Origin of the sequence: Gordonia sp. (in: high G+C Gram-positive bacteria) (genome assembly GCF_047600385.1) — a bacterium.
GTDB lineage: Bacteria > Actinomycetota > Actinomycetes > Mycobacteriales > Mycobacteriaceae > Gordonia.
In genome coordinates this window covers 2362012-2384020 of the sequence record NZ_JASGKZ010000001.1, presented here as the reverse complement: position 1 = coordinate 2384020, position 22009 = coordinate 2362012, and the positions used below count along the sequence as shown (strand labels likewise).

Annotated in this window: 23 protein-coding genes; 10 read left to right on the top strand and 13 right to left on the bottom strand. The window is 70.4% G+C overall.

Annotation, left to right across the window (positions count from 1 at the left end):
* Positions 1-119: 119 nt before the first annotated feature.
* The 9 genes from recO to hrcA all read right to left on the bottom strand — a co-directional run bounded on the left by recO (position 120) and on the right by hrcA (position 9113).
* Positions 120-962, bottom strand: a complete 843-nt coding sequence (gene recO, locus QM809_RS10650; RefSeq protein WP_415045749.1) for a DNA repair protein RecO — start codon at positions 960-962, stop codon at positions 120-122.
* A gap of 229 nt (positions 963-1191) precedes the next feature.
* A complete protein-coding gene (era, locus tag QM809_RS10645) occupies positions 1192-2094 on the bottom strand; it encodes a GTPase Era (RefSeq protein WP_415045748.1) in 903 nt (300 codons plus the stop codon).
* The gene (locus QM809_RS10640; RefSeq protein ID WP_415045747.1) at positions 2091-3548 is read right to left on the bottom strand and encodes a hemolysin family protein; all 1458 of its coding nucleotides are present in this window, start codon (positions 3546-3548) and stop codon (positions 2091-2093) included. The genes era and QM809_RS10640 overlap by 4 nt, the downstream gene beginning before the upstream one ends.
* Positions 3549-3554: 6 nt before the next feature.
* Positions 3555-4112, bottom strand: a complete 558-nt coding sequence (gene ybeY / locus QM809_RS10635) for an rRNA maturation RNase YbeY (RefSeq protein WP_415045746.1) — start codon at positions 4110-4112, stop codon at positions 3555-3557.
* The gene (locus tag QM809_RS10630) at positions 4109-5125 is read right to left on the bottom strand and encodes a PhoH family protein (protein ID WP_415047057.1); all 1017 of its coding nucleotides are present in this window, start codon (positions 5123-5125) and stop codon (positions 4109-4111) included. Before QM809_RS10630 ends, ybeY begins: the two co-directional genes overlap by 4 nt.
* Before the next feature lie 181 nt (positions 5126-5306).
* Positions 5307-6140: an alpha/beta hydrolase family protein gene (locus tag QM809_RS10625; protein WP_415045745.1), complete on the bottom strand. Its 834-nt coding sequence runs from the start codon at positions 6138-6140 to the stop codon at positions 5307-5309.
* A 10-nt stretch (positions 6141-6150) separates the two neighbouring features.
* Positions 6151-6903, bottom strand: coding sequence for a 16S rRNA (uracil(1498)-N(3))-methyltransferase (locus tag QM809_RS10620; RefSeq protein WP_415045744.1), 753 nt, complete (start codon positions 6901-6903; stop codon positions 6151-6153).
* On the bottom strand, positions 6900-8051 hold the full coding sequence (gene dnaJ, locus QM809_RS10615) for a molecular chaperone DnaJ (protein ID WP_415045743.1): 1152 nt from the start codon (positions 8049-8051) through the stop codon (positions 6900-6902). Before dnaJ ends, QM809_RS10620 begins: the two co-directional genes overlap by 4 nt.
* Positions 8052-8078: 27 nt before the next feature.
* On the bottom strand, positions 8079-9113 hold the full coding sequence (gene hrcA, locus QM809_RS10610) for a heat-inducible transcriptional repressor HrcA (protein WP_415045742.1): 1035 nt from the start codon (positions 9111-9113) through the stop codon (positions 8079-8081).
* A 100-nt stretch (positions 9114-9213) separates the two neighbouring features.
* Here hrcA and QM809_RS10605 point away from each other — a divergent pair, with 100 nt between their 5' ends.
* Complete coding sequence (locus tag QM809_RS10605; RefSeq protein ID WP_415045741.1) at positions 9214-9783, top strand: type II toxin-antitoxin system VapB family antitoxin; 570 nt, start codon at positions 9214-9216, stop codon at positions 9781-9783.
* A gap of 238 nt (positions 9784-10021) precedes the next feature.
* On the opposite strand, the gene QM809_RS10600 is transcribed toward QM809_RS10605, so the two are convergent.
* Positions 10022-10714 (bottom strand): hypothetical protein, encoded by a 693-nt coding sequence (locus QM809_RS10600; protein WP_415045740.1) that lies wholly within the window; start codon positions 10712-10714, stop codon positions 10022-10024.
* 44 nt (positions 10715-10758) lie between these two features.
* On the bottom strand, positions 10759-11349 hold the full coding sequence (locus QM809_RS10595) for a TetR/AcrR family transcriptional regulator (protein ID WP_415045739.1): 591 nt from the start codon (positions 11347-11349) through the stop codon (positions 10759-10761).
* 84 nt (positions 11350-11433) lie between these two features.
* Between QM809_RS10595 and QM809_RS10590 the strand changes: the two genes are divergently transcribed.
* Positions 11434-11859: a PaaI family thioesterase gene (locus QM809_RS10590; RefSeq protein WP_415045738.1), complete on the top strand. Its 426-nt coding sequence runs from the start codon at positions 11434-11436 to the stop codon at positions 11857-11859.
* Positions 11860-11877: 18 nt separating this feature from the next.
* On the opposite strand, the gene QM809_RS10585 is transcribed toward QM809_RS10590, so the two are convergent.
* Entirely contained in the window at positions 11878-13173 is a 1296-nt protein-coding gene (locus tag QM809_RS10585; protein WP_415045737.1) for a coproporphyrinogen-III oxidase family protein, read from the bottom strand.
* 331 nt (positions 13174-13504) lie between these two features.
* On the opposite strand from QM809_RS10585, the gene QM809_RS10580 reads away from it, so the two are divergent.
* The 8 genes from QM809_RS10580 to QM809_RS10545 all read left to right on the top strand — a co-directional run bounded on the left by QM809_RS10580 (position 13505) and on the right by QM809_RS10545 (position 21307).
* Positions 13505-15355 (top strand): nitrite/sulfite reductase, encoded by a 1851-nt coding sequence (locus tag QM809_RS10580; RefSeq protein WP_415045736.1) that lies wholly within the window; start codon positions 13505-13507, stop codon positions 15353-15355.
* The gene (locus QM809_RS10575; protein WP_415045735.1) at positions 15352-16083 is read left to right on the top strand and encodes a phosphoadenylyl-sulfate reductase; all 732 of its coding nucleotides are present in this window, start codon (positions 15352-15354) and stop codon (positions 16081-16083) included. The genes QM809_RS10580 and QM809_RS10575 overlap by 4 nt, the downstream gene beginning before the upstream one ends.
* A complete protein-coding gene (gene cysD / locus QM809_RS10570) occupies positions 16062-17036 on the top strand; it encodes a sulfate adenylyltransferase subunit CysD (protein WP_415045734.1) in 975 nt (324 codons plus the stop codon). The genes QM809_RS10575 and cysD overlap by 22 nt, the downstream gene beginning before the upstream one ends.
* Entirely contained in the window at positions 17036-18352 is a 1317-nt protein-coding gene (locus QM809_RS10565) for a sulfate adenylyltransferase subunit 1 (RefSeq protein ID WP_415045733.1), read from the top strand. The genes cysD and QM809_RS10565 overlap by 1 nt, the downstream gene beginning before the upstream one ends.
* A gap of 19 nt (positions 18353-18371) precedes the next feature.
* On the top strand, positions 18372-18632 hold the full coding sequence (locus QM809_RS10560; protein WP_415045732.1) for a hypothetical protein: 261 nt from the start codon (positions 18372-18374) through the stop codon (positions 18630-18632).
* Position 18633: 1 nt separating this feature from the next.
* On the top strand, positions 18634-19440 hold the full coding sequence (locus tag QM809_RS10555; RefSeq protein ID WP_415045731.1) for a sirohydrochlorin chelatase: 807 nt from the start codon (positions 18634-18636) through the stop codon (positions 19438-19440).
* Between the two features lie 193 nt (positions 19441-19633).
* Positions 19634-20659: a hypothetical protein gene (locus tag QM809_RS10550; RefSeq protein ID WP_415045730.1), complete on the top strand. Its 1026-nt coding sequence runs from the start codon at positions 19634-19636 to the stop codon at positions 20657-20659.
* 66 nt (positions 20660-20725) lie between these two features.
* The gene (locus tag QM809_RS10545) at positions 20726-21307 is read left to right on the top strand and encodes a hypothetical protein (protein WP_415045729.1); all 582 of its coding nucleotides are present in this window, start codon (positions 20726-20728) and stop codon (positions 21305-21307) included.
* Positions 21308-21329: 22 nt separating this feature from the next.
* Here the strand turns inward: QM809_RS10545 and QM809_RS10540 are convergent, their stop codons facing one another.
* Positions 21330-21986 (bottom strand): GntR family transcriptional regulator, encoded by a 657-nt coding sequence (locus tag QM809_RS10540; protein WP_415045728.1) that lies wholly within the window; start codon positions 21984-21986, stop codon positions 21330-21332.
* Positions 21987-22009 lie beyond the last annotated feature (23 nt).

Here is a 22009-nt window from a genome sequence, read left to right as displayed (position 1 = left end):
TCCTCAGATCTGCTACCGCGCGCCGTCATCGACGCCCTGGTGGTTCGAGTCTCCGGCGACTCCGGTTCTTCCTCACCAGACTAGGCGGCGACGCCGGGCGACCGGCGACGGCCCGCCCGCTACGCCGTCGTCACGGAGCGTTCGACGCCGGTCTCGACCCCCGTATCCGGTGTCGGATCGCCGGGAATCCGTGCCCCGAACAGGGGTGATCCCACCGCGGCCCCTGCGGGTATCCGCCGCTCGATCAGCGGCAGGGTGCGGAGCCGACGCTCCAGATGCCATTGCAGGTGCGCGGCGATCAAGCCGGTCGCGTGCTGCTGCTGCGACGCGGTCGTCTCGCCGACCGCGTCCCACCGCCCCTGCACCAGTGCCTCCATCAGTTCCGTCACCCCGGCGGGAGGGGTGGCCGATCCGGCCGGACGGCACAGCGTGCAGACCGCGCCTCCGGCGGCCGGGCTGAAGGCCTTGTGCGGTCCCGGTTCGGCGCAGCGGGCGCAGAGGTCGAGCGCGGGCATCCAGCCGGCCGACCCCATGGCGCGGAGCAGGAACGCGTCCAGGATCAACTGCGTGGCACGACGATCCTCCGCCAGTGCGGTGAGCGCGCCGACGGTCAGGCGATACAGCTGCCGCGCGGGCACGCGTTCCTCGCCGGCGAGCCGTTCGGCGGTCTCCAGCACGGCGCACGCGGTGGTGTAGCGCGCATAGTCCTGCGCCATCGCCTCGCTGAAGGCGTGGATCGTGTGGACCTGGGTGACGGTGTCGAGATCGCGGCCGAGGTAGAAGTTCACGTGGACGTGCGCGAACGGTTCCAGGCGCGCGCCGAACTTCGACCGGGTGCGCCGGATCCCCTTGGCCACGCCGCGGACCAGACCGTGTTCGGCGGTGAGGAAGGTGATGATGCGGTCGGCCTCGCCGAGCTTGTGCTGGCGGATCACCACCGCCTCGTCCTGGTAATTCCTCACGGCGACATCCTCTCATCGGGGTGTGACACGGGGGCTTCGACACGGATGCTCACTTCGTTCGCGTCCGGCTCAGCCGGCGGTGAAGAGTCGCCCACCTGACGATCAGGGATCACCGGCGGTGAAGAGTCGACCCACCCGACGGCCCGGGATCACCGGCGGTGAAAAGTGGCCCATCCGACGACCGGGGATCACCTGCGGTGAAGAGTCGCTCCACCCCGACGATCGGGGATCAGAAGCCCAGCCGGCCCAGCTGTTTCGGATCGCGCTGCCAGTCCTTGGCCACCTTCACCCGCAGGTCGAGGTACACCCTGCAGCCGAGCAACCGCTCGATCTGGCCGCGGGCGACGGTGCCGACCTCTTTCAGCCGCGCACCCTTCTTCCCGATGACGATGCCCTTCTGGCTGTCGCGTTCGACGAACAGGTGCGCGTAGACGTCGACGATGGGCGGCTCCGTGCCCTCGCGCGGGATCACCTCTTCGATGGTCACCGCGAGCGAGTGCGGCAGTTCGTCGCGCACGCCCTCCAGTGCGGCCTCCCGGATGAACTCGGCCATCAGCACCTGCTCGGGCTCGTCGGTCAGCTCGCCCTCGGGATAGAAGGCCGGGCCCGGCTCGCACAGCGACACCAGCAGGTCGCTGAGCACGTCGAGCTGCTTGCCGCTCTTGGCCGACACCGGGATCACCTCGGCGTCGGGCCCGAGTTCACCGGAGAGCTTGATGAGCTGTTCGCCGACCTTCTCCGGGGTCACCTTGTCGAGTTTGGTCACGATCCCGACCACCCGGGTCCGCTTGGCCAGCGGCTTGATCTGCTCGATGATCCAGCGGTCGCCCGGGCCGATCGACTCGTCGGCGGGGATGCACAGGCAGATGACGTCCACCTCGGAGAGCGTGTCGAGCACCAGGTCGTTGAGCCGTTTGCCCAGCAGGGTGCGCGGCTTGTGCAGACCGGGGGTGTCGACCAGCACCAGTTGCGCGTCGGAGAGGTTCACGATGCCGCGGATCGCGTGCCGGGTGGTCTGCGGACGGTTCGACGTGATGGCGATCTTGTCGCCCACCAGCGCATTGGTCAACGTCGACTTGCCGGTGTTCGGCCGACCCACGAAACAGATGAATCCCGATCGGAACTCGGTCATTGCGTCTCTCCCCTCGCTTCGGCCGCCTCGCGTCTGGCCTTCTTGGCTTCTTTCTTGGCGTCCTTGGCCGCCTTGTCCTTGCCTGCCCGGTCCTTGGCCGCTCGGTCCTTCGCGGCCTTGTCCTTGGCGGGTCGGTCCCGCCCGGACCGGTCCTTGGTCTCGGACTCGCCGGAGCGCTCGTCGACGACACGCTCCTCCGGCCGCACCAGCACCGAGGTGATGCGCTGCCGGCCCACCCGGTTGGGCCCGCCCTCGGCGGTGAGCAGCAGCCCGTCGATCTTCACCCGCGCCCCCGGCAGCGGCACGCGGCCGAGCTTCCAGGCGAGCAGGCCGCCGACGGTCTCGACGTCGTCGTCGGTCAGGTCGACGTCGTACAGTTCGCTCAGGTCCTCCACCGGCAGTCGCGACGAGACGCGGTGGACGCCGTCGCCGAGTTCGACGACGGGCGCGACCTCGTCGGTGTCGTACTCGTCGGCGATCTCGCCGACGATCTCCTCGAGCACGTCCTCGATGGTCACCAGGCCCGCGATGCCGCCGTACTCGTCGACCAGCAGCGCCATGTGGTTGTGCTGCGCCTGCATGTCTTCGAGCAGGTCGTCGAGCCGCTTGGAGTCGGGCACGAACCAGGCTTCGCGCATCACGTCCGCGACGGTCAGATCGGTCTGGATCCGCCCCTGCGGGAGCATGCGTTCGACGACGTCCTTGAGGTACACCACGCCGAGGACGTCGTCGGGGTTCTCCCCGATCACCGGGATGCGCGAATGACCGGATTTCACGGCCAGGCTCATCGCCTGCGTCGCGGACTTCTCGGCCTCGATCCAGACCATCTCCGGGCGCGGCACCATCACCTCGCGGGCGTTGGTCTCGTCGAGCTCGAACACGGACTGGATCATGCGGCGCTCGTCGTCGTCGACCACGCCCTGCGACTGCGCGAGGTCGACGATCTCGCGGACCTCCACCTCTGTCGCGAACGGCCCGTTGCGGAAGCCGCGGCCGGGGGTGAGCGCGTTGCCCAGGACGATCAGGATCCGCGTGACCGGTCGCAGCAGGACCCCGATCGCGGTGAGCAGCGGTGCCGCGAACAGCGATATGGAGTAGGCGTGCTGGCGGCCGACCGTGCGGGGGCCGACGCCCACCGCCACGAACGAGACCACCGTCATCGCGGCGATCGACGTGACGATCCCCCAGGTCAGGCCCAGATGTTCGACGACGATGATCGAGACCGACACGGTCGAGGCGGTCTCGAAGCCGATCCGCAGGAGCACGGTGAGGCCCATGTAGGCGGGCCGCTGTTCGACGACGCGGGCCAGGCGCTGCGCACCGAACCGTTCGTCTTTCACCAGGTCTTCGACCCGGGCGACGGAGACCGTCGCGAGCGCCGAGTCGACGGCGGCGAACACCCCGGCGATCACCGTGAGCAGGACGGCGGCGCCCAGGAAGACGAGGTCGTGCACCGCGGCTCAGCCCCTGCCGGATTCGGTGCCGGGGCGGCCGTCGAAGCCGACGTCGCGCAGCAGCCGGCCGTCCTTCTCCGCCTGGCGCCGCTCGTCGGCGCGTTCGGCGCGGGCGTCGTACCAGTCGGCCAGGATCTGGTTCTGCAGCCCGAACATCTCCTTCTCCTCCTCCGGTTCGGCGTGGTCGAAGCCGAGGAGGTGGAGGACGCCGTGCACGGTGAGGACGGCGAGTTCGTGTTCGTAGCTGTGGCGCTGCTTCTTGGCCTGGTCGGCGGCGAACGCGGGGCACAGCACGATGTCACCGAGCATGGCCGGGCCCGGGTCGGCGGCGTCCGGGCGGCCGCCCGGCGTCAGCTCGTCCATCGGGAAGCTCATCACGTCGGTGGGGCCGGGCAGGTCCATCCACTGCACGTGCAGGTCGGCCATGGCGTCGAGGTCGACCAGCTGGATCGACAGTTCGGCGGCCTGGTGCACGTCCATCGCGCCCATCGCGAACCGCGCGACCTCGATGATCTGCTCCTCCGGCGCGTCCTGGCCGGACTCGTTGAACAGTTCGATGCTCATCGGCGGTGTCCTCCCTGCAGCGAGGAACGACGTTCCGCGCGGTTCCCGGACGAACGCGCACCGCGCCCGGTCAGTGTGCCGTTCTCCTCGGCGCGGCCGTAGGCGTCGACGATGTCGGCCACCAGCCGGTGACGGACGACGTCGGCGCTGGTCAGCTCCGCGAAGTGGATGTCGTCGATGCCGTCGAGGATGCGTGCGGCGATCCGCAGACCGCTCGCGGCGCCGCCCGGCAGATCCACCTGGGTGATGTCGCCGGTGACGACCATCTTGGCGCCGAAGCCGAGGCGGGTGAGGAACATCTTCATCTGCTCGCCGGTGGTGTTCTGCGCCTCGTCGAGGATGATGAACGCGTCATTGAGCGTCCGGCCGCGCATGTACGCCAGCGGCGCGACCTCGATCACGCCCGCCTCCATGAGTTTCGGGATCGCCTCGGGGTCCATCATGTCGTGCAGGGCGTCGTACAGCGGCCGCAGATACGGGTCGATCTTCTCGCTCAGCGAGCCGGGCAGGAAGCCGAGCCGTTCGCCTGCCTCCACCGCGGGACGCGTCAGGATGATGCGGCTGACCTCCTTGCGATGCAGCGCCTGCACGGCCTTGGCCATCGCCAGATAGGTCTTGCCGGTGCCGGCCGGACCGAGCCCGAACACGATGGTGTTCTCATCGATCGCGTCGACGTACCGCTTCTGGTTGAGCGTCTTGGGCCGGATGGCCTTGCCGCGCCGGGAGATGATGTCCAGGCTCAGCACCTGCGCGGGCGACTCGGAGTTCCCCTCGTCGGCGAGGATCGTCATCGATTCGCGGACCAGGTCCGGGGTGAGCGGGGTGCCGGTGCGCACCAGCGAGATCAGTTCGGAGATCACCCGCTCGGATGCGGCGATGTCGGCGGGCCGACCGGTCAGCGTGAGCCTGTTGCCCCGCACGTGCACGTCGGCCGGGAGTTGCGATTCCAGCGTCCGCAGGTTGACATCGGCCGCCCCCAGCAGCCCGACCACCAGCTCGTGCGGGATCTCCATGCTCGAGGTCGCCACGCGGGGTGCGTCGTCGTCGTTGGTCACTAAGGGTTTCACTCCTGAAAATCGCCGATGGTTTAGGTCGATTCTATCCCGGCGGGGCATCCGGACGCCTCCCGGTTTCCCTCGGGTCCGTCTTCCGGGGCTTCTCCGCGGCCCGGGCAGAGGCTCGGGAGAGCCGACTTCAGAGGCCGAGGGCCCGCAGGGTGGCGCGGTGGGCGGGCGTCTTCGGATTCACGAAGCACGCGTGCTCGCCCGGGACCTCGGTCAGCATCGCCGACTGGCCGCGCTCGGTCATCACGGCCACGTAGTGCTCGCTCATGGCGAGCGGCACCGCCCGATCGTCGGTGGTGTGCACGACGTGCAGGCGCGCATCGGTCACCGGCGCGTGCGCGGGCGAGGCCTCGGTGTACCGTCGCGGCGCCTGCCGGTACGACGCGCCCAGGAACGCCGTCACGGACTCCTTGTCACGAGCGCCGTCGACGGTGAGGTCGAGCACCGCGGACTGCGGCACGACGGTGGTGATCCGATGGCCGTCGGTCCGTGCGCCGAGCTGCGCGACGGCCCAGGTCGCGAGCTGACCGCCCGCCGAGTGCCCGACGACGGACACGTGCTGCCGGTCCACGGCGATCCCGGCCACCGCGAGTTCCCCGGCGACCGGGCCGTCGAGGGCGCGCAGCGCGGCGACGACGTCGCGCCCGGTCTGCGGCCACCCGCCGCCGGGAACGGAGTGAGCGGGGCTGACGTCACCGCCGCCGGGAACGGAGTGAGCGGGGCCGTCGCCGCCGGTTCCGCCGTCACCGAGACGGCGGTATTCGACGTTCCAGACCACCGCGCCCCGGGCGACCAGATCGCGTGCCACCGCCGAGTACACGACCAGCGCGAACTCGGCCGACCACGAGCCCCCGTGGACCAGCACCACCAGCGGCGCACGACCGCTCGCCCGCTCCCGGTCCGGGAGATAGAGGTGTCCGTACTGCGAGGGGTGCTCGCCGTAGGCGATCTTCCGGCGTTTCATCCGTCTCCGCTCACCGGTCCCAGCGATCGGTCACCGCGCCGAGCGCGCCGAGCGCCACCGCCCCGGCCGCGGCGGTCCGCAGCACCTGCGGACCGAGCACCACCGAGCGGCCGCCGAGCGCGGTCAGGTCGGACACCTCCTGGTCGGTCAGTCCGCCTTCGGGCCCGATGACGAACACCACCTCGGGCGCGCCGGTGAAGTCGACCGACCGGAACGGCGTCGACCCGGCCTCGTGCAGCAACGCCACGACGCCGCCCTCGGCGTGGACCCGGCCGCAGAGGTCGCGGACGGCGATGGTCGCCGAGAGGTCGTGCACCTCGGGGATCCAGGCACGACGCGCCTGTTTGGCCGCCGTCGCCGCGGTCGCCCGCCACTTGTCGACGCCCTTGGCCGCCTTGGCCCCGGACCAGCGCGCGATGCTCCGCGCCGACTGCCACGGCACGATCGCGTCGACCCCGGCCTCGGTCATCAGGTCCACCGCGAGTTCCGAGCGCTCGGCCTTCGGGAGGGCCTGCACGATGGTGACCAGCGGGGATCGTCGTTCGACGAAGTCGACGCGGTCGGCGCGCACGGTCATCCGGTCCTTGCCGGAGACCTCGGTCACCGTGCACTCGGCGCGGGTGCCGCGGCCGTCGCCGAGCACCACCGGTTCGCCGTCCCGGATCCGGGTCACGGTCACGGCGTGACGGCCTTCCGGGCCGGTCACCACGGCCGTCTCACCGGCGCGCGGGACGTCGTCGACCCAGAAGACCGGCGGGGTCATCGGCCTGCGAACGCGTTGCGCAGGCGGGAGAAGAGCCCGTCCTTGGCGCCGGCCTTGGACGACGCGGTCACCAGTTCGACGCCGTCGTTCCCGGCGGCGCGCAGCTGCGTGAGCAGATCGCGCTGGACGCCGTCGACCCTGGTCGGCACGACCACTTCGAGGTGTGCGTGCAGGTTGCCGCGCAGCCCCGTGTTCAGGTGCGGCAGGCCCTGGCCCTTGACGGTCACGACGGTGCCGGGCTGCGTGCCGGGTTCGATGTCGATCCGGGCGGTGCCGCCCAGGACGGTGCCGATCTCGAGTTCGGAGCCGAGTGCGGCGTCGACCATCGGGACCTGCAGGGTGCAGTGCAGATCGTCCTTGTCGCGCACGAAGACGTCGTCGGGCTTCTCGCTGATCTCCACGTACAGGTCGCCGGCCGGGCCGCCGCCGGGGCCCACCTCGCCCTTGCCCGCGAGGCGCACCCGCATGCCCTGCTCCACGCCGGCCGGGATCTTGACGGTCAGGTTCCGGCGCGAACGGACGCGGCCGTCGCCGCCGCACTTGCCGCACGGATCGGGGATCACCTCGCCGGCGCCGTGGCATTCGGGGCATTCGCGCACCGACATCACCTGGCCGAGGAACGAGCGCTGCACGGTCTGGATCTCCCCCTGGCCCCGGCAGGTGACGCAGGTGACCGGCTTGGAGTTGCCGCTGGTGCCCGCACCGTCGCACGAGTCGCAGAGGATCGCGGTGTCGACGGTGATCTCGCGTTCGGCGCCGGCGGCGATCTCCTCGAGATCGAGGGTCAGGCCGACCAGCGCGGGTTCACCGGGGCGGACGCGACCACGCGGGCCGCGACCGCCGCCCCCGAAGCCACCGCCGCCGCCACCGAAAAAAGTGTTGAAGATGTCCCCCAGGCCGCCGAAGTCGCCGCCGCCGGCGAAACCGCCCGCGCTGCGATCCAGCGGGTCGCCGCCGGCGTCGACGATCCGGCGCCGTTCGGGGTCGGAGAGCACCTCGTAGGCGGTGGTGACCTCCTTGAACCGCTCCTCTTCCATCGGGTTCACATCTGGGTGCAACTCCCGCGCCAGGCGGCGGTACGCGCGCTTGAGTTCCTGTGCGGAGGCGTCTCGGGACACCCCGAGGATTCCGTAGTAATCACGAGCCACGTGAAATGCGTCCTTACTTGGTTTCCATCATCGGCCGGCGAGTACTTCGCCGACATAGCGGGCCACCGCGGCGACGGCCGCCATGGTGCCCGGGTAGTCCATCCGGGTCGGGCCGACCACGCCGACCCCACCGAAGAAGGTGCCCGAAGCACCGTACCCGGTCGACACCACCGACGTGCTGCGCAGGTTCTCGGCGGCGTTCTCCTCACCGATCTGCACCATCACCGCGTCGTTCTCGCGCGTGTGCGCGAGCAGTCGCAGGATCACGACCTGCTCTTCCAACGCATCGAGGACCGTGTCCATTCCCCCGAGCGCGGGCGTGAAGTCCCCCGCGCTCCGAGCCAGGTTCGACGTCCCGCCGAGCACCAGCCGGTCTTCGCCGCGTTCCACCAGGGTCTCGATCAGCACCGTCGCGATCTCCAGGACGGGTCGCTGCAGGCCGGGCGGGCAGTCGTCGACCAGCTGCGAGACGGCGGCCGACGCCTCCTCCAGGCGTTTGCCGTCGAGGGCGGTGCCGAAGAGGGTGCGCACCCGGGCCAGGTCGTCGTCGTTCAGCGGTTCCCGGAGGGTGACCATCCGCTGTTCCACCCGCCCGGTGTCGGTGATGACGACGAGCAGCAGTCGCTGCGGCGTCAGCGCGACCACTTCGAGGTGCCGGACGCGGGACGTCGACAGCACCGGGTACTGGATCACCGCGACCTGGTGGGTCAGTTCGGCGAGGAGTCGCACCGAGCGGCGCAGGACGTCGTCGAGGTCGACGGCGGTGTCGAGGAAGGTGAGGATGGCGCGTCGTTCGGCCACCGAGAGCGGTTTGACCTCGTTGATGCGGTCGACGAAGACCCGGTAGCCCTTGTCGGTGGGCACCCGGCCGGAACTGGTGTGCGGCTGGGTGATGAGGCCCTCCGCCTCCAGGACCGCCATGTCGTTGCGGACCGTGGCGCTGGAGACCCCGAGATTGTGCCGGTCCACCAGGGCCTTCGAGGCGATCGGTTCCTGGGTGGCGACGAAGTCGGTGACGATCGCACGCAGGATCTCGAAGCGTCGGTCGTCTGTGCTCGACACTCTTCCCCCTCTCTGAGCGCGTTGTTGCTTACAGTAGTCTGAGACCGACGGCCGCCGGTCTTACACAATTCTAGTTAATCGACTCAGGGGACCGAGCACGATGATCTTCAAGGGCGTCTTCGAAGGCAGGCCGTATCCCGAGTTCAAGCTCTCCCCGCGCGAGTGGGCGCAGATCCCGCCGCGCCAGATCCGGCTGGACCAGGTGAACACGATCACCACGGTGCTCGCGCTGGACAAGCTGCTGTCCGAGGACTCCACCTTCTACGGAGACCTCTTCGCCCACGTGGTGCACTACCGCGGCGAGCTGTACCTGGAGGACGGGCTGCACCGCGCCGTGCGCTCGGCCCTGCGGAACAGGACCGTGGTGCACGCCCGACTGCTCGACCTGGACGAGATGATCGCCGCGGGCACCTTCGTCCCGGCCGGCACGGATGCCGCCCCGGGACCGAATCCCGGCGCTGCGAACCCCGGCCCCCAGTTCGGCACCTCGCCGAACGCCGCTCCGGCTCCCGGTTCCGGCGGGCAGTTCGGGACGCACCGCGCCCCGCACACGCCGCCTCCGCCCGGCACCCCCGTCCCGCCGCACCCCGTCGACGAGGCCCCGCCGGCCCGCACTCTGCCGCCCAACCCCCGGCGCGCCCGCCACGCCTCGCGCCACAGCCTGGACTGACCCCGTCTCGACGGGCATCCGGCACGACGACGCCGCACACCGAGCCGAAGGGCTGCGGAGAACGATCACCGGGGTCTCGACTCCGCTCGACCAGCGAGGAGAGCTCACTGCGCTCGCGGGCGGCCCGTGTCGGCGTGCACCGTCGCCGACCCCCGGTGGGAGAGCTCACTGCGCTCGCGGGCGGCCCGGGGAACCGGGTGCCGGATCCGGAACGATGACGATGATGCGCAGCGGCGACCTACCCGGGAGCTGCGCGACCGCGAGAGCGGCGTTCGAGGGGGTTCGCCCGGATCGGCAGGACGGCGCCGGTCCGCCAGAGCACCGCGGCCGCCGACCGCGGCCGACGTTCCGCCTCCACCCGCAGCGCCGCGGTGAAGACCGGAACGAATCCGGTACGCGGATGACGGTCTTCGACGACGTCGACCAGCCCCGGATCGAGGTCGTGGAGCCGACGACCGACGACGTCCAGGTTCACCGCGCTGTGCAGGACCCGGGCCACGGGGTCCTCCGGCGTCCACGGCGCGAAGTGCCCGGCGATCGCCCGCCGCACGGTCTCCGCGTCCTCCGCTCCCCGATGGGCGGCGACGAGTCCGCCCGCCCGCGCACCGCTCAGCGACGCGAAGCACCCGTGATCGGGGTGGTCCGGAGCGCCCAGTTCGAGGTCGTGGAGCACGGCGGCGACGAACGTCAGCTCCCGATCCGGGGCCAGCCGATCGACGTCGGCGAACGCGACGGACCACTGCCAGCAGCGATACGCATGCGCCAGCACCTCCGGGGAGAGTTCGTCCGCGGCCCGCTCGGCCGCTTCCCTGGCGAGCCGCGAATCGGGCGGGACGGCCGGGGTCGCACCGCCGGCGGCCCGGCGCGGCGCGCGCAGCCGCCCGGGCAGGTCACCGGTCGCGCCCGTCAGACCGAGGACCGCGCACCGCACCCTGTCGGCTCGACCGAGCTCCCCCTGCCTCACCGGCCCCTGCCTCACGACGCGGTTCCCGGGCGCAGATCGTCGAGCAGTCGGGTGTACTCCGCCTCGTCGACGAACCCCTGACTCCGCAGTCCGAGCAGACCGTTGACGGTCGCCCACATCAGGACGACCTCCCGTCGGACGGTCCCCGACTCGACGCCGGACGTCGCGACCACCTCGTCCACGAGTCCGGTGAGCCGGTCGGTGATCCGTCTGCGCGCCGGGCCGTACAGGTCGGTGTCCGAGGGCTCGATGTCGACCAGTCCCAGCAACCGGAAGGCCAGCGGGTGCTCCCGGTGGTAGCGGCGGTACTCGTCGAACACCGCCGCCGTGAACTCGTCCGGAGCCACGTCGGCGAGCGCGGCGCGCATGGCGTCCACGTGCTCGTCCGCCGACCGGCAGGCCAGCACCGCGTAGACGTCGGCCTTCCCGCCGGGAAAGTTCGCGTAGATCGAGCTGAGCGCGACGTCCGCGGTCTCGGCGAGCTGTTCGACGCCGGTCCGGCGGAATCCGTTCTCGGTGAACAGCTCGGCCGCCGCGTCCAGGATCGCGGCTCTGGTCCGTCGACGACGCCGGTCGGCGGGTTCTTCGAATGCCTGATTCATGGCGCCGACTCTAACCTAGTGACATTTCGTTTTCATAGTGTCACTATGTTTTCGAAGTGTAACTTCGATTACTGAGGAGATCTCATGTCCGACACCGTCCCGACGACCGGCTCGCAGGCGATGCGCGCCTTCTTCCCGCAGTCACCGTTCATCGACACCCTCGGCGTCCGGCTCATCGAGATCGACGAAGGCCGCGCACACCTCCGGCTGCCGTTCACCGAGGCCAACACCACGGTGGGCCCGATGGTCCACGGCGGCGCGATCAGCGCGTGCGTCGACCTCGGGATCATGGCCGCCGCATGGGGCGGCGACACCCTGCCGGAGAACATGCGCGGCGTCACCGTGTCGATGTCGGTGAACTTCATCGCCCCCGCCATGAACGACGACCTCGAGATCCACGGGACGCGGCTGCGCAGGGGACGCAAGCTGTCGCACTGCCACGTCGAGATCCGCTCCCGAGCCTCCGGCGCACTCGTGGCGACCGGAGCGGGTGTCTACCAGGTCGGCTGACGCCCGGCCGGGGCCCGATCAGTCGACCAGGATGTCCCGGATCACGCCGTCGGCGAGCAGTCGGCCCGGATCGGTGAGCACGTAGACGCCGTCGTCGATCCGGAGCAGTCCGTCGGCCACCGCGCGCTCGGCCCGCCGCATCTCGTCCGGCGCGAGTTCGGTCGTCGGCAGACCCGAGCGCATCCGGAGGCGGAGCATCACCTGTTCGGTGTGGACGTCGTCGTCGGACAGGATCTCGAAGCCGCCCACCGGGAGCGAACCGGCGTCGAGGGAGGCCGAGTAGGTGGCGGGGTGCTTCTGGTTCCACCACCGCACCCCGTTGACGTGCGAGTGCGCACCGGGCCCGATCCCCCACCAGTCGTCGCTGCGCCAGTACGCCTCGTTGTGCCGGCAGACCGACCGCGGGGCGGGGCGGGGGGAGGCTTCGACACGGGCTCCTGCGTCGCCCGGCTCAGCCGGCGGGGAAGTAGAAGACGACGCGGGGAACCGCACGTCCCCCTCGGCCCGCGCCCAGTTCGACACCTCGTACCAGGTCAGGCCGGCCTCGGACAGCCGCGCGTTGATCTGCTCGTACCGGGCGGCGAGCACGTCGTCGTCGGGCATCGGGACCTCGCCGCGGCGCACCTTCCGGGCGAACGCGGTGCCGTCCTCGACGATCAGCGCGTACGCCGACACGTGGTCCACCGGCACCGAGAGCACCGCATCGAGGGAGGCGGCGAGGTCGTCGTCGGTCTCCCCCGGGGTGCCGTAGATCAGATCCAGGTTCAGGTGCTCGAAACCCGCGGCGGCGGCCTCGCGCGCCGCCGCCAGGGCCCGGCCGGGGGTGTGCCGTCGTTCCAAGATCTGCAATACGTGCGGCGCCGCGGACTGCATGCCGAGCGAGATCCGGGTGTATCCCGCCTCTCGCAGTCCGGCGAAGAACTCCGGCGAGGTGGACTCCGGATTGGATTCGGTGGTCACCTCGGCGCCGGGGGCGAGGTCGAAGGATCGTCGTACGGCACCGAGCAGATCCGCCAGACCGTCGGCCCCTAGCAGCGACGGCGTGCCGCCGCCGACGAAGATCGTCTCCACCGGGCGCTCGGGGCGCAGCAGTTCCGCAGCCCGGTCGAGTTCGCGTCGTACCGCCTCGGCCCAGGCCGCCGGCGACGTCGACGACCCCAACTCGCCCGCCGTGTAGGTGTTGAAATCGCAGTATCCGCACCGGGTCGCGCAAAAAGGCACGTGCAGGTACAGCCCGAAGGGCCGCACCTGCACTGACCTGAGGCGATCGGTCGCCGCCTCGGGCAGCGGGATCGCGGGGGCGCGGAGAGACATCCGTCCATCATGAACCACGACCAGCACAAACAGTTAAAATCATCGTGCGGGAAAATAAGCCCAAGTAGACGACGCGGCCGAAGTCGTGGCACCATGGTCGACGTGACTACTTCGGGCGTGCGCCTCATCGCGAGGCGCCACATCGACCTCATGCGCTGCGACAGCGCATCCTGTCTGCCCTAGAGCACTTTCGGCCTCGAACAGTCCTCCTCCACCGGTCACCGAACCCGGAAGCAGCCCTTCCGCGGAACCGGCCCCAGGATGCCCGAATCCTCACCCTTGGTACAGCCCCCATTGTCGTGCCGCCGCGTGCGGTGCGCGAGGAGAATCGATGACGCTCACCACCCCCGAGTCGACCGGCGACACCCCCGCCTCCCCCTCGACCGAACCGGCCCGCGAGCGCCCCGCCCGCCCGGCGCGCACCGAACGCCCGGCACGGGCGGAGCGACCGGCCCGCGGTGACCGCCCGGCCCGCACCCCGCGTGCCGCGGCCGGTGCCGACGGCGCCGCTCCGCGCAAGCGGACCCGCCCGGTCAAGAAGCGCGCCGAGGGCCAGTGGGCCCTGGGCTACCGCGAGCCGCTGAACCCGAACGAGCAGTCCAAGAAGGACGACAACCCGCTCAACGTCAAGGGCCGGATCGTCGACATCTACTCCAAGGTCGGCTTCGAGGGCATCGACAAGGCCGATCTGCGCGGCCGTTTCCGCTGGTGGGGCCTGTACACCCAGCGCACCGAGGGCTACGACGGCACCTTCACCGGCGACGAGAACATCGACCTGCTCGAGGCCCCGTACTTCATGATGCGCGTCCGGTGCGACGCCGGGGCGCTCTCGGCGAAGCAGCTCCGCACGCTCGGCGAGCTCTCCACCGAGTACGGCCGCAACACCGCCGACCTCTCCGACCGCGAGAACGTCCAGTTCCACTGGATCCGCGTCGAGGACGTCCCCGCCATCTGGGATCGCCTGGAGTCGGTCGGACTCAAGACCACCGAGGCCTGCGGCGACTGCCCGCGCGTCGTCCTCGGTTCGCCGATGGCCGGCGAGTCCGTCGACGAGGTGCTCGATCCGACGTCGGCGATCGACGAGATCGTCAAGCGCTACATCGGCGACCCCAAGTACTCGAACCTGCCGCGCAAGTTCAAGACCGCCATCTCCGGTCTGCAGGACGTCGCCCACGAGATCAACGACGTCGCCTTCATCGGCGTGAACCACCCCGAGCACGGCCCCGGCCTGGACCTGTGGGTCGGCGGCGGCCTCTCCACCAACCCGATGCTCGCCCAGCGCGTCGGCGTCTGGATCCCGCTCGACGAGGTGCCCGACGTCTGGGAGGGCGTCGTCTCGATCTTCCGCGACTACGGCTACCGCCGACTGCGGTCCAAGGCGCGCCTGAAGTTCCTCGTCAAGGACTGGGGCATCGAGAAGTTCCGCGAGGTCCTGGAGACCGAGTACCTCAAGCGGAAGCTGATCGACGGCCCCGCCCCCGAGGCGCTGGCCCACCCGATCGACCACGTCGGCGTCACCAGGCAGAAGAACGGCCTCAACGCCGTCGGCTTCTCGCCGATCGCCGGCCGCGTCTCGGGCACCATCCTGCAGTCGGTCGCCGACGCCGCCGAACTGGTCGGCTCGGACCGGATCCGGTTCACCCCGTACCAGAAGCTCATCGTGCTCGACGTCCCCGACGACCAGGTCGACGGCCTGATCGCCGAACTCGGCAAGCACGGGCTGCAGGGCCGCCCGTCCAACTGGCGCCGGAACCTGATGGCGTGCAGCGGCATCGAGTTCTGCAAGCTCAGCTTCGTCGAGACCCGCAAGCGCTCGCAGGACCTGGTCCCCGAGCTGGAGCAACGGCTCGCCGACGTCAACGACGCACTCGACGTGCCCATCACCGTCAACATCAACGGCTGCCCCAACTCGTGCGCCCGCTCGCAGGTCGCCGACATCGGTTTCAAGGGTCAGCTGATCGAGGACGAGGACGGCAACCCCGCCGAGGGCTTCCAGGTCCACCTGGGCGGCAGCCTCGGACTGGACTCCGGTTTCGGTCGCAAACTGCGCCAGCACAAGGTGGCCAGCACCGAACTCGGCGACTACATCGACCGGGTGACCCGCAACTTCGTCGAGCATCGCACCGACGGCGAGCGGTTCGCCCAGTGGGCCGTCCGGGCGGAGGAGGAATGGCTGCGATGACCGCCAGCACCTTCAACACCAAGCACCTCCGGGAGATCGCCGAGGAGGGCGCCGCGCTGCTCGGCCCCGACGCCGCCGCCGAGGAGCTCGTGCGGTGGACCGTCAAGACCTTCGGGAGCGACTTCATCGTCGCGGCGAACATGCAGGACGCCGTGCTCATCGATGTCGCCAAGAACGCCATCGATCCGGCCGACATGAACGACGAGAAGCTCAAGGTCCTCTTCCTGGACACCGGCTACCACTTCGTCGAGACCCTCGGCACGCGGGACGCCGTCGTCGACGTCTACGACCTCGACCTGGTCAACGTCGAACCGGAACACAGCGTGGCCGAGCAGGACTCCCTGCTCGGCAAGGACCTCTTCGCCCGCGACGCCGCCGAATGCTGCCGCCTGCGCAAGGTGGTCCCGCTGAAGGCCTCGCTGGCGCCGTACCGCGCCTGGATCACCGGAATCCGCCGGGTGGAGGCCCCCACCCGGGCCAACGCGCCGCTGATCTCGTTCGACGAGGGCTTCGGCCTGGTCAAGATCAATCCGCTCGCCGCCTGGAGCGACGAGCAGTTCCAGGACTACATCGACACCCACGGGGTCCTGGTCAATCCGCTGGTCGACGACGGTTACCCGTCGATCGGGTGCGCACCGTGCACCAAGAAGCCGGCACCGGGAGCAGATCCGCGCAGCGGCCGTTGGGCCGGCAGCGCCAAGACAGAATGCGGGTTGCACGTCTCATGAGCATCACCTCCGACACCTCCACCGACCTCTCCACGTTCAAGCAGGCCGACCGTCCCGACGGCGACTTCTCCACCCTGGATGCGCTCGAGTCCGAGTCGATCCACATCTTCCGCGAGGTGGCCGGCGAGTTCGAGCGCCCGGTGATCCTGTTCTCCGGCGGCAAGGACTCCACGCTGCTGCTGCACCTGGCGCTCAAGGCCTTCTGGCCGGCGCCGCTGCCGTTCGCGCTGCTGCACGTGGACACCGGCCACAACCTGCCGGAGATCATCAAGTTCCGCGACGAGATCGTCGAACGCCACAACCTGCGGCTGCACGTGGCCAAGGTGGAGGACTACCTGGCCGACGGCCGCCTCACCGAGCGTCCCGACGGCATCCGCAACCCGCTGCAGACCATCCCGCTGCTCGACGGCATCACCGAGAACCGGTTCGACGCCGTGTTCGGCGGCGCCCGCCGCGACGAGGAGCGGGCCCGCGCCAAGGAGCGCATCTTCTCGCTGCGCAACGCCTTCGGCCAGTGGGATCCGAAGCGTCAGCGTCCCGAACTGTGGAACCTGTACAACGGTCGCCACGCCCCGGGCGAGCACGTCCGCGTGTTCCCGCTGAGCAACTGGACCGAGCTGGACGTGTGGCGCTACATCGCCCGCGAGCAGGTGCTGCTGGCGCCGCTGTACTACGCGCACGAGCGCGAGGTGTACCAGCGCGACGGCATGTGGATGACCTCCGGCCCGTGGGGCGGACCGCGTGAGGGCGAGGTCGTCGAGACCCGCACCGTGCGCTACCGCACCGTGGGCGACGGCTCCACCACCGGCGCCGTCCTCTCCGAGGCCGCCGACAACGAGGCCGTCCTGGCCGAGGTCGCCGCCTCCCGACTGACCGAACGCGGTGCGACCCGCGGCGACGACCGCGTGTCCGAGGCCGCCATGGAAGACCGCAAGCGCGAAGGATACTTCTGATGAGCACCCCCACCCTGGAAGACGGCGGCGACCTGCTGCGGATCGCCACCGCCGGCTCCGTCGACGACGGCAAGTCGACCCTCGTCGGCCGCCTGCTGTTCGACACCAAGTCGGTCCTGGCCGACCAGATCGACGCCGTCACCAAGGCCTCGGTCGACCGCGGCATGGACACCCCCGACCTGTCGCTGCTGGTCGACGGCCTGCGCGCCGAACGCGAGCAGGGCATCACCATCGACGTCGCCTACCGCTACTTCGCGACCCCGGCGCGCAGCTTCGTGCTCGCCGACACCCCGGGCCACGTGCAGTACACCCGCAACACGGTGTCCGGCGCGTCCACCGCGCAGCTGGTGATCCTGCTGGTCGACGCCCGCAACGGCGTCGTCTCCCAGACCCGCCGTCATGCCGCCGTGATGGCGCTGCTGGGCGTGCCGCGCCTGGTGCTGGCCGTGAACAAGATCGACCTCGTCGACGACCCCGCCGAGGTGTTCGCCGAGATCTCCGCCGAGTTCAACGAGATCACCCGGTCGCTGGGCTACGGCGCCGAGCAGGTCGTGGAGATCCCGGTGTCGGCGCTGCACGGCGACAACGTCGCGATCCGCAGCGAGAACACCCCGTGGTACGACGGCCCGACGCTCATCGAGCACCTGGAGACCGTGCCGAACGAGCCGGACCGGCGCGACGTCGGTTTCCGTTTCCCGGTGCAGTACGTGATCCGTCCGCGCACCGCCGAGTACCCCGACTACCGCGGTTACGCGGGTCAGGTCGCGGCCGGCACCGTGCACGTGGGCGACGAGGTGGTGGTGCAGCCGTCCGGACAGCGGTCGCGCATCGCGAAGATCGACACGCCCGACGGCGAGCTGGCCGCTGCCCACACCGGCCGCAGCGTGACCCTCCTGCTCGAGGACGACATCGACATCTCGCGCGGCGACCTGCTCGCCGCCGTGACCGACGCCCCCGAGCCCGCGCAGCAGTTCACCGCGACCGTGTGCTGGCTCGGCGACAAGGCCCTGCGCCCCGGCGCCCGCCTGCTGCTGAAGCACGGCACCAAGACCACCCCGGTGATCATCGGCGGCCTCGACGTCCTGTTCGACGAGCAGCATCTGGCCCTGATCGACACCCCGGAGACGGTGGAGCTGAACCAGATCGGCCGCATCTCACTGATGACCGCCGAACCGATCGCCGCCGACGACTACCAGGTGAACCGCGAGACCGGCAGCTTCCTGCTGATCGATCCGCAGGGCGGCAACACCCTGGGCGCGGGCCTGATCGGCGACGCGCTGGAGGGCCTGCACCTCTCGTCGTCCGCCCTGGTCTGATGACGTCCCCTCGCCGGTGGTGGTCTCGACTCCGCTCGACCAGCGTGAGGGCCCCCTCGCGTCGGTCGAGCAGCCCTCTCGGGTCGAGGGTCCCCCGCCTGGCGAGCCTCCCTCGTCGATCGAACAGCCCTCGCTGGTCGAGCAGCCCTCGCTGGCCGAGCAGCCCTCGCTGGCCGAGCAGTCCTCGTCGATCGAACAGCCCTCGCTGGTCGAGCAGCTCTCGCTGGTCGAGCGAAGTCGAGACCCCCGTCCTGCTCCTCGCGGCGCACGGCAGTCGTGACGTGCGGTTCGCCGCCACGGCCCGCCGTGTCGCCGCGGCGGCGGCCGCCGCACTCCCCGGCGTCCGCGTCGAGCTGGCCTACCTCGACCTGAACGAGCCGCTGATCGACGATGCGCTCAATGCCCTCGCGCACGAGGCCGGCGACGGGCTCGACGTGGTCGTCGTACCGCTGTTGTTCGGGGACGGTTTCCACTCGAAGAAGGATCTCCCGGAGATCCTGTCCGGCGCGCGGGCCCGCAACCCGGGGCTGCGCACCGTGCAGACCCCCGTGATCGGGCGCTGTTCCCCGGTTCCCGCCCTGGTCGACCGCCTCGCCGAGGCAGGCTTCCCCCGCTCGCCCCGTCCCGGAGACGGCTCTGCGTTCCCCTGCTCATTCCAGCCCGAGGACGCGACCGCCCTCCCCCGCTCCCCGAGCCGGGCGGGGAACGAACCCGAGTCGAAGGGACCCGGCGTCCTCCTCTACGCCGTCGGCTCCTCCGATCCCGGCTCCGACGCGTCCATCCGCGAACGCGGCCGTGAACTCTCCGGTGTCCTCGGGGTCCCCGTGGAGACGGTCTTCGCGACGCGACTGGGCCCGGAGGGCGCTGCGATCCGCCGGGCCGTCGAACGGCTGCGGGCGGCGGGGGCGACGCGGATCGCCGCGTCTCCCCTCTTCCTGTCCGCGGGGCTGCTGACCGACCGCACCGAGCGCGTCCTCGACGAGGTCGTGCCGGGGGCTCTCGTGGCCGGTCCGATCGGCGCCCACCCGGTCCTCGTCGACGCGATCGCCCGTCTCTATCACTCGACCGTCGCCGCCCCCGTCGGCTGAGGCTTCACCGCCAGATCACTGACGCATGGCGGCAGTATCCTGGCTGTGAAGCCGCGGGGTGGGCCTTTGGCCGAACGTATTCTAGCCAGGCCGGTCCCCGCTCGAAACTCGTCATCCACAACGGAGAACGTTGTCCACAGACCGGCGACTCGCCCCCCTTCTCGAAACCGTCGGGGAGCGCCACACTGTGTCGATGACGGCCGACAGTCCCGCGAGAAAGATCTCACCGCAGCCTCCGCAGTGGGCCGCGATCGCGACCCTGATGCTCGACCAGGACGACGTGATCTCCCGAAGACAGGCGCGCGAACTGGGGTGTACCGATTCGCACCTTCGTTCCAAGTTGCGCCGCCGGGAGTGGAGCCCGATCCACCCCGGCATCTACGTCGGCCATACGGGTCCGCTCACGTGGCGGCAACGCGCATGGGCCGCCGTCCTCGATGCGTACCCGGCCGCGCTCGGCGGCATCACCGTGTTGAACATGGGTTCCGGACCGATTCACGTCGTCGTCGACGCCGATCGCAGCCTCCACCAGAGGAAGGTTCACCCCCGCCGGGGCCACACTCTCCAGCGGCGGACCCGCCTGCACGAGAGCGTGCTGTGGAATCAGTCGCCTCCACGACTGCGACCCGAGGAGGCCGCCCTCGACGTGGCCAATGCGGCGGACTCCGAGCGAACGGCGATCGCCACCCTGTCGTCGATCGTCGGCCGTAAGAAGACGACGGTGGATCGACTGCTCTCCGCGATGGAGAAGCGCCCCCGGATGCATCGCCGGCCATTTCTCAGATCGATCCTCACCGACATCCGTGACGGCACGCATTCGGTGCTCGAGCACCGATACCTGACTCACGTCGAACGAGCCCACGGCCTTCCGTGCCCGACGAGGCAGGCCCGCACGACCGCGGGGCGCCACGGATATCGGGACGGCGTGTACGACGACTACGGCCTGGTCGTGGAACTCGACGGCGAGTCGTTCCACGGTGACGCCGCCTCGCGTGACCTGGATCGCGAGCGAGACCTCGAATGCGGCGCTCGACGCCGATCTGTTCACCATCCGACTGGGGTGCTCCCAGGTGTTCGACAATGCCTGCGCCACCGCGGGAAAAGTGGCTCGGCTCCTGACGGACCGCGGATGGATCGGATGCCTGCGCGCCTGTCCGTCGTGTCCGCCCGGCGGTCCACCGCTCCCCGATCCACCACACCCCGACCACCGGATCGCTGACGTATGGCGACAGCGATCCGGCGGCGAACCCGCTGAATCGCTGTCGCCATATGTCAGGATCCGCGCATGAACTCCGACCGCGGGGCCGGGACCCTGCTCGGGCTCGGTCTCCTGCTCTGGCTGGTCGCCATGGTGCACTCGTACGCGCGGACGAGCCTGTGGGTCCTCGATCTCGCGGTGGTCTCGCTGATGTGGCTCTGCGCTGTCGCCGGCCTGGTCTGCCTCGTGGTCGGGGCGGTGCGGCTGGGCCGACGCTCCAGAGGTCGGACCGCCGCGGCAGCGGCGCTGATCGCCGTCGTGCTCCTGATCACGACCGTGGTCGGCGCCTGGTGGCCGCTCTCCCCGCGCACCTGGTTCGCCACCCACCGCGCGCTGTACCGGCAGGCCCTGAGCACCGATCCCGGCCACGACTACTACGGCGCACCCCTCCCGGCGCATCTGCGGTTCCTCTCCGCGGGCGGCCGGGTGTCGGGGGACCGCGACAGCGCCCGCTTCTTCCCCCAGTGGATCGGCGTGCCCGACGACGCGGGCGGCTACTGGCACAGTCCGGCGGGCTCACCCGCCGGCTACGACATGTACGGTCTGCGGTGTCGCGACCCGATCGCGCTGGGCGACGACTGGTGGATGTGCGGCCTCGCCGACCGCTGACCGTCCCCCGCGGGAGCCGTCCCTATCCCGCGCGCAGCCGCCGCATGCGCACCAGGATCGCGCTGACGTGCGCGGTCGCGGCCCGTTCGGCGGCGTCGGCGTCGCCGCTCTCGATCGCGTCGACGATGCGCCGATGCTCGACGACGGCGAGTTCCCGCGCCCGCCGATCCGACCACAGTCCCGAGTTGTGCAGGTGCGCCCGGATGTCGAGCTGGTGCAGGAAGTCGCTGAGGACGGCGTTCCCGGCGATGTCGCGCACCGCGGTGTGGAACTCCAGGTCCAGCCGCGCCTCGGTCAACGCGTCCGGGGGGCCGGCGAGTCGCCGTTCCTGTTCGGACAGCAGGGTGAACAGGGCGGCGACGTCGGCGGAGGTGGCGCGCTCGGTCGCATCGCGGGCGGCGACGCCGTCGAGCGCCCGGCGCACCGACAGCACCTCTTCGACGGCGCGATCGTCGATCTTGGCGACCTTGGCGCCCGCGTGGGGCACGTGCACGGCGAGCCCGCCGGCCACCAGCCGCTGCACCGCATCGCGCACCGGACTGCGGCTCACGTCGAGTTCGGCGGCGATCGCGGGCACGCTCAGCGCCGCCCCCGGGCCGAGCGTGCCGACGAAGATCCGCTCGGTGAGATCGCGGTAGACCGAGTCGGCCAGCAGCGATTCGGCGGTGGCCCCTGTCATCGACGTCCCCTCCCCGTCCCCGG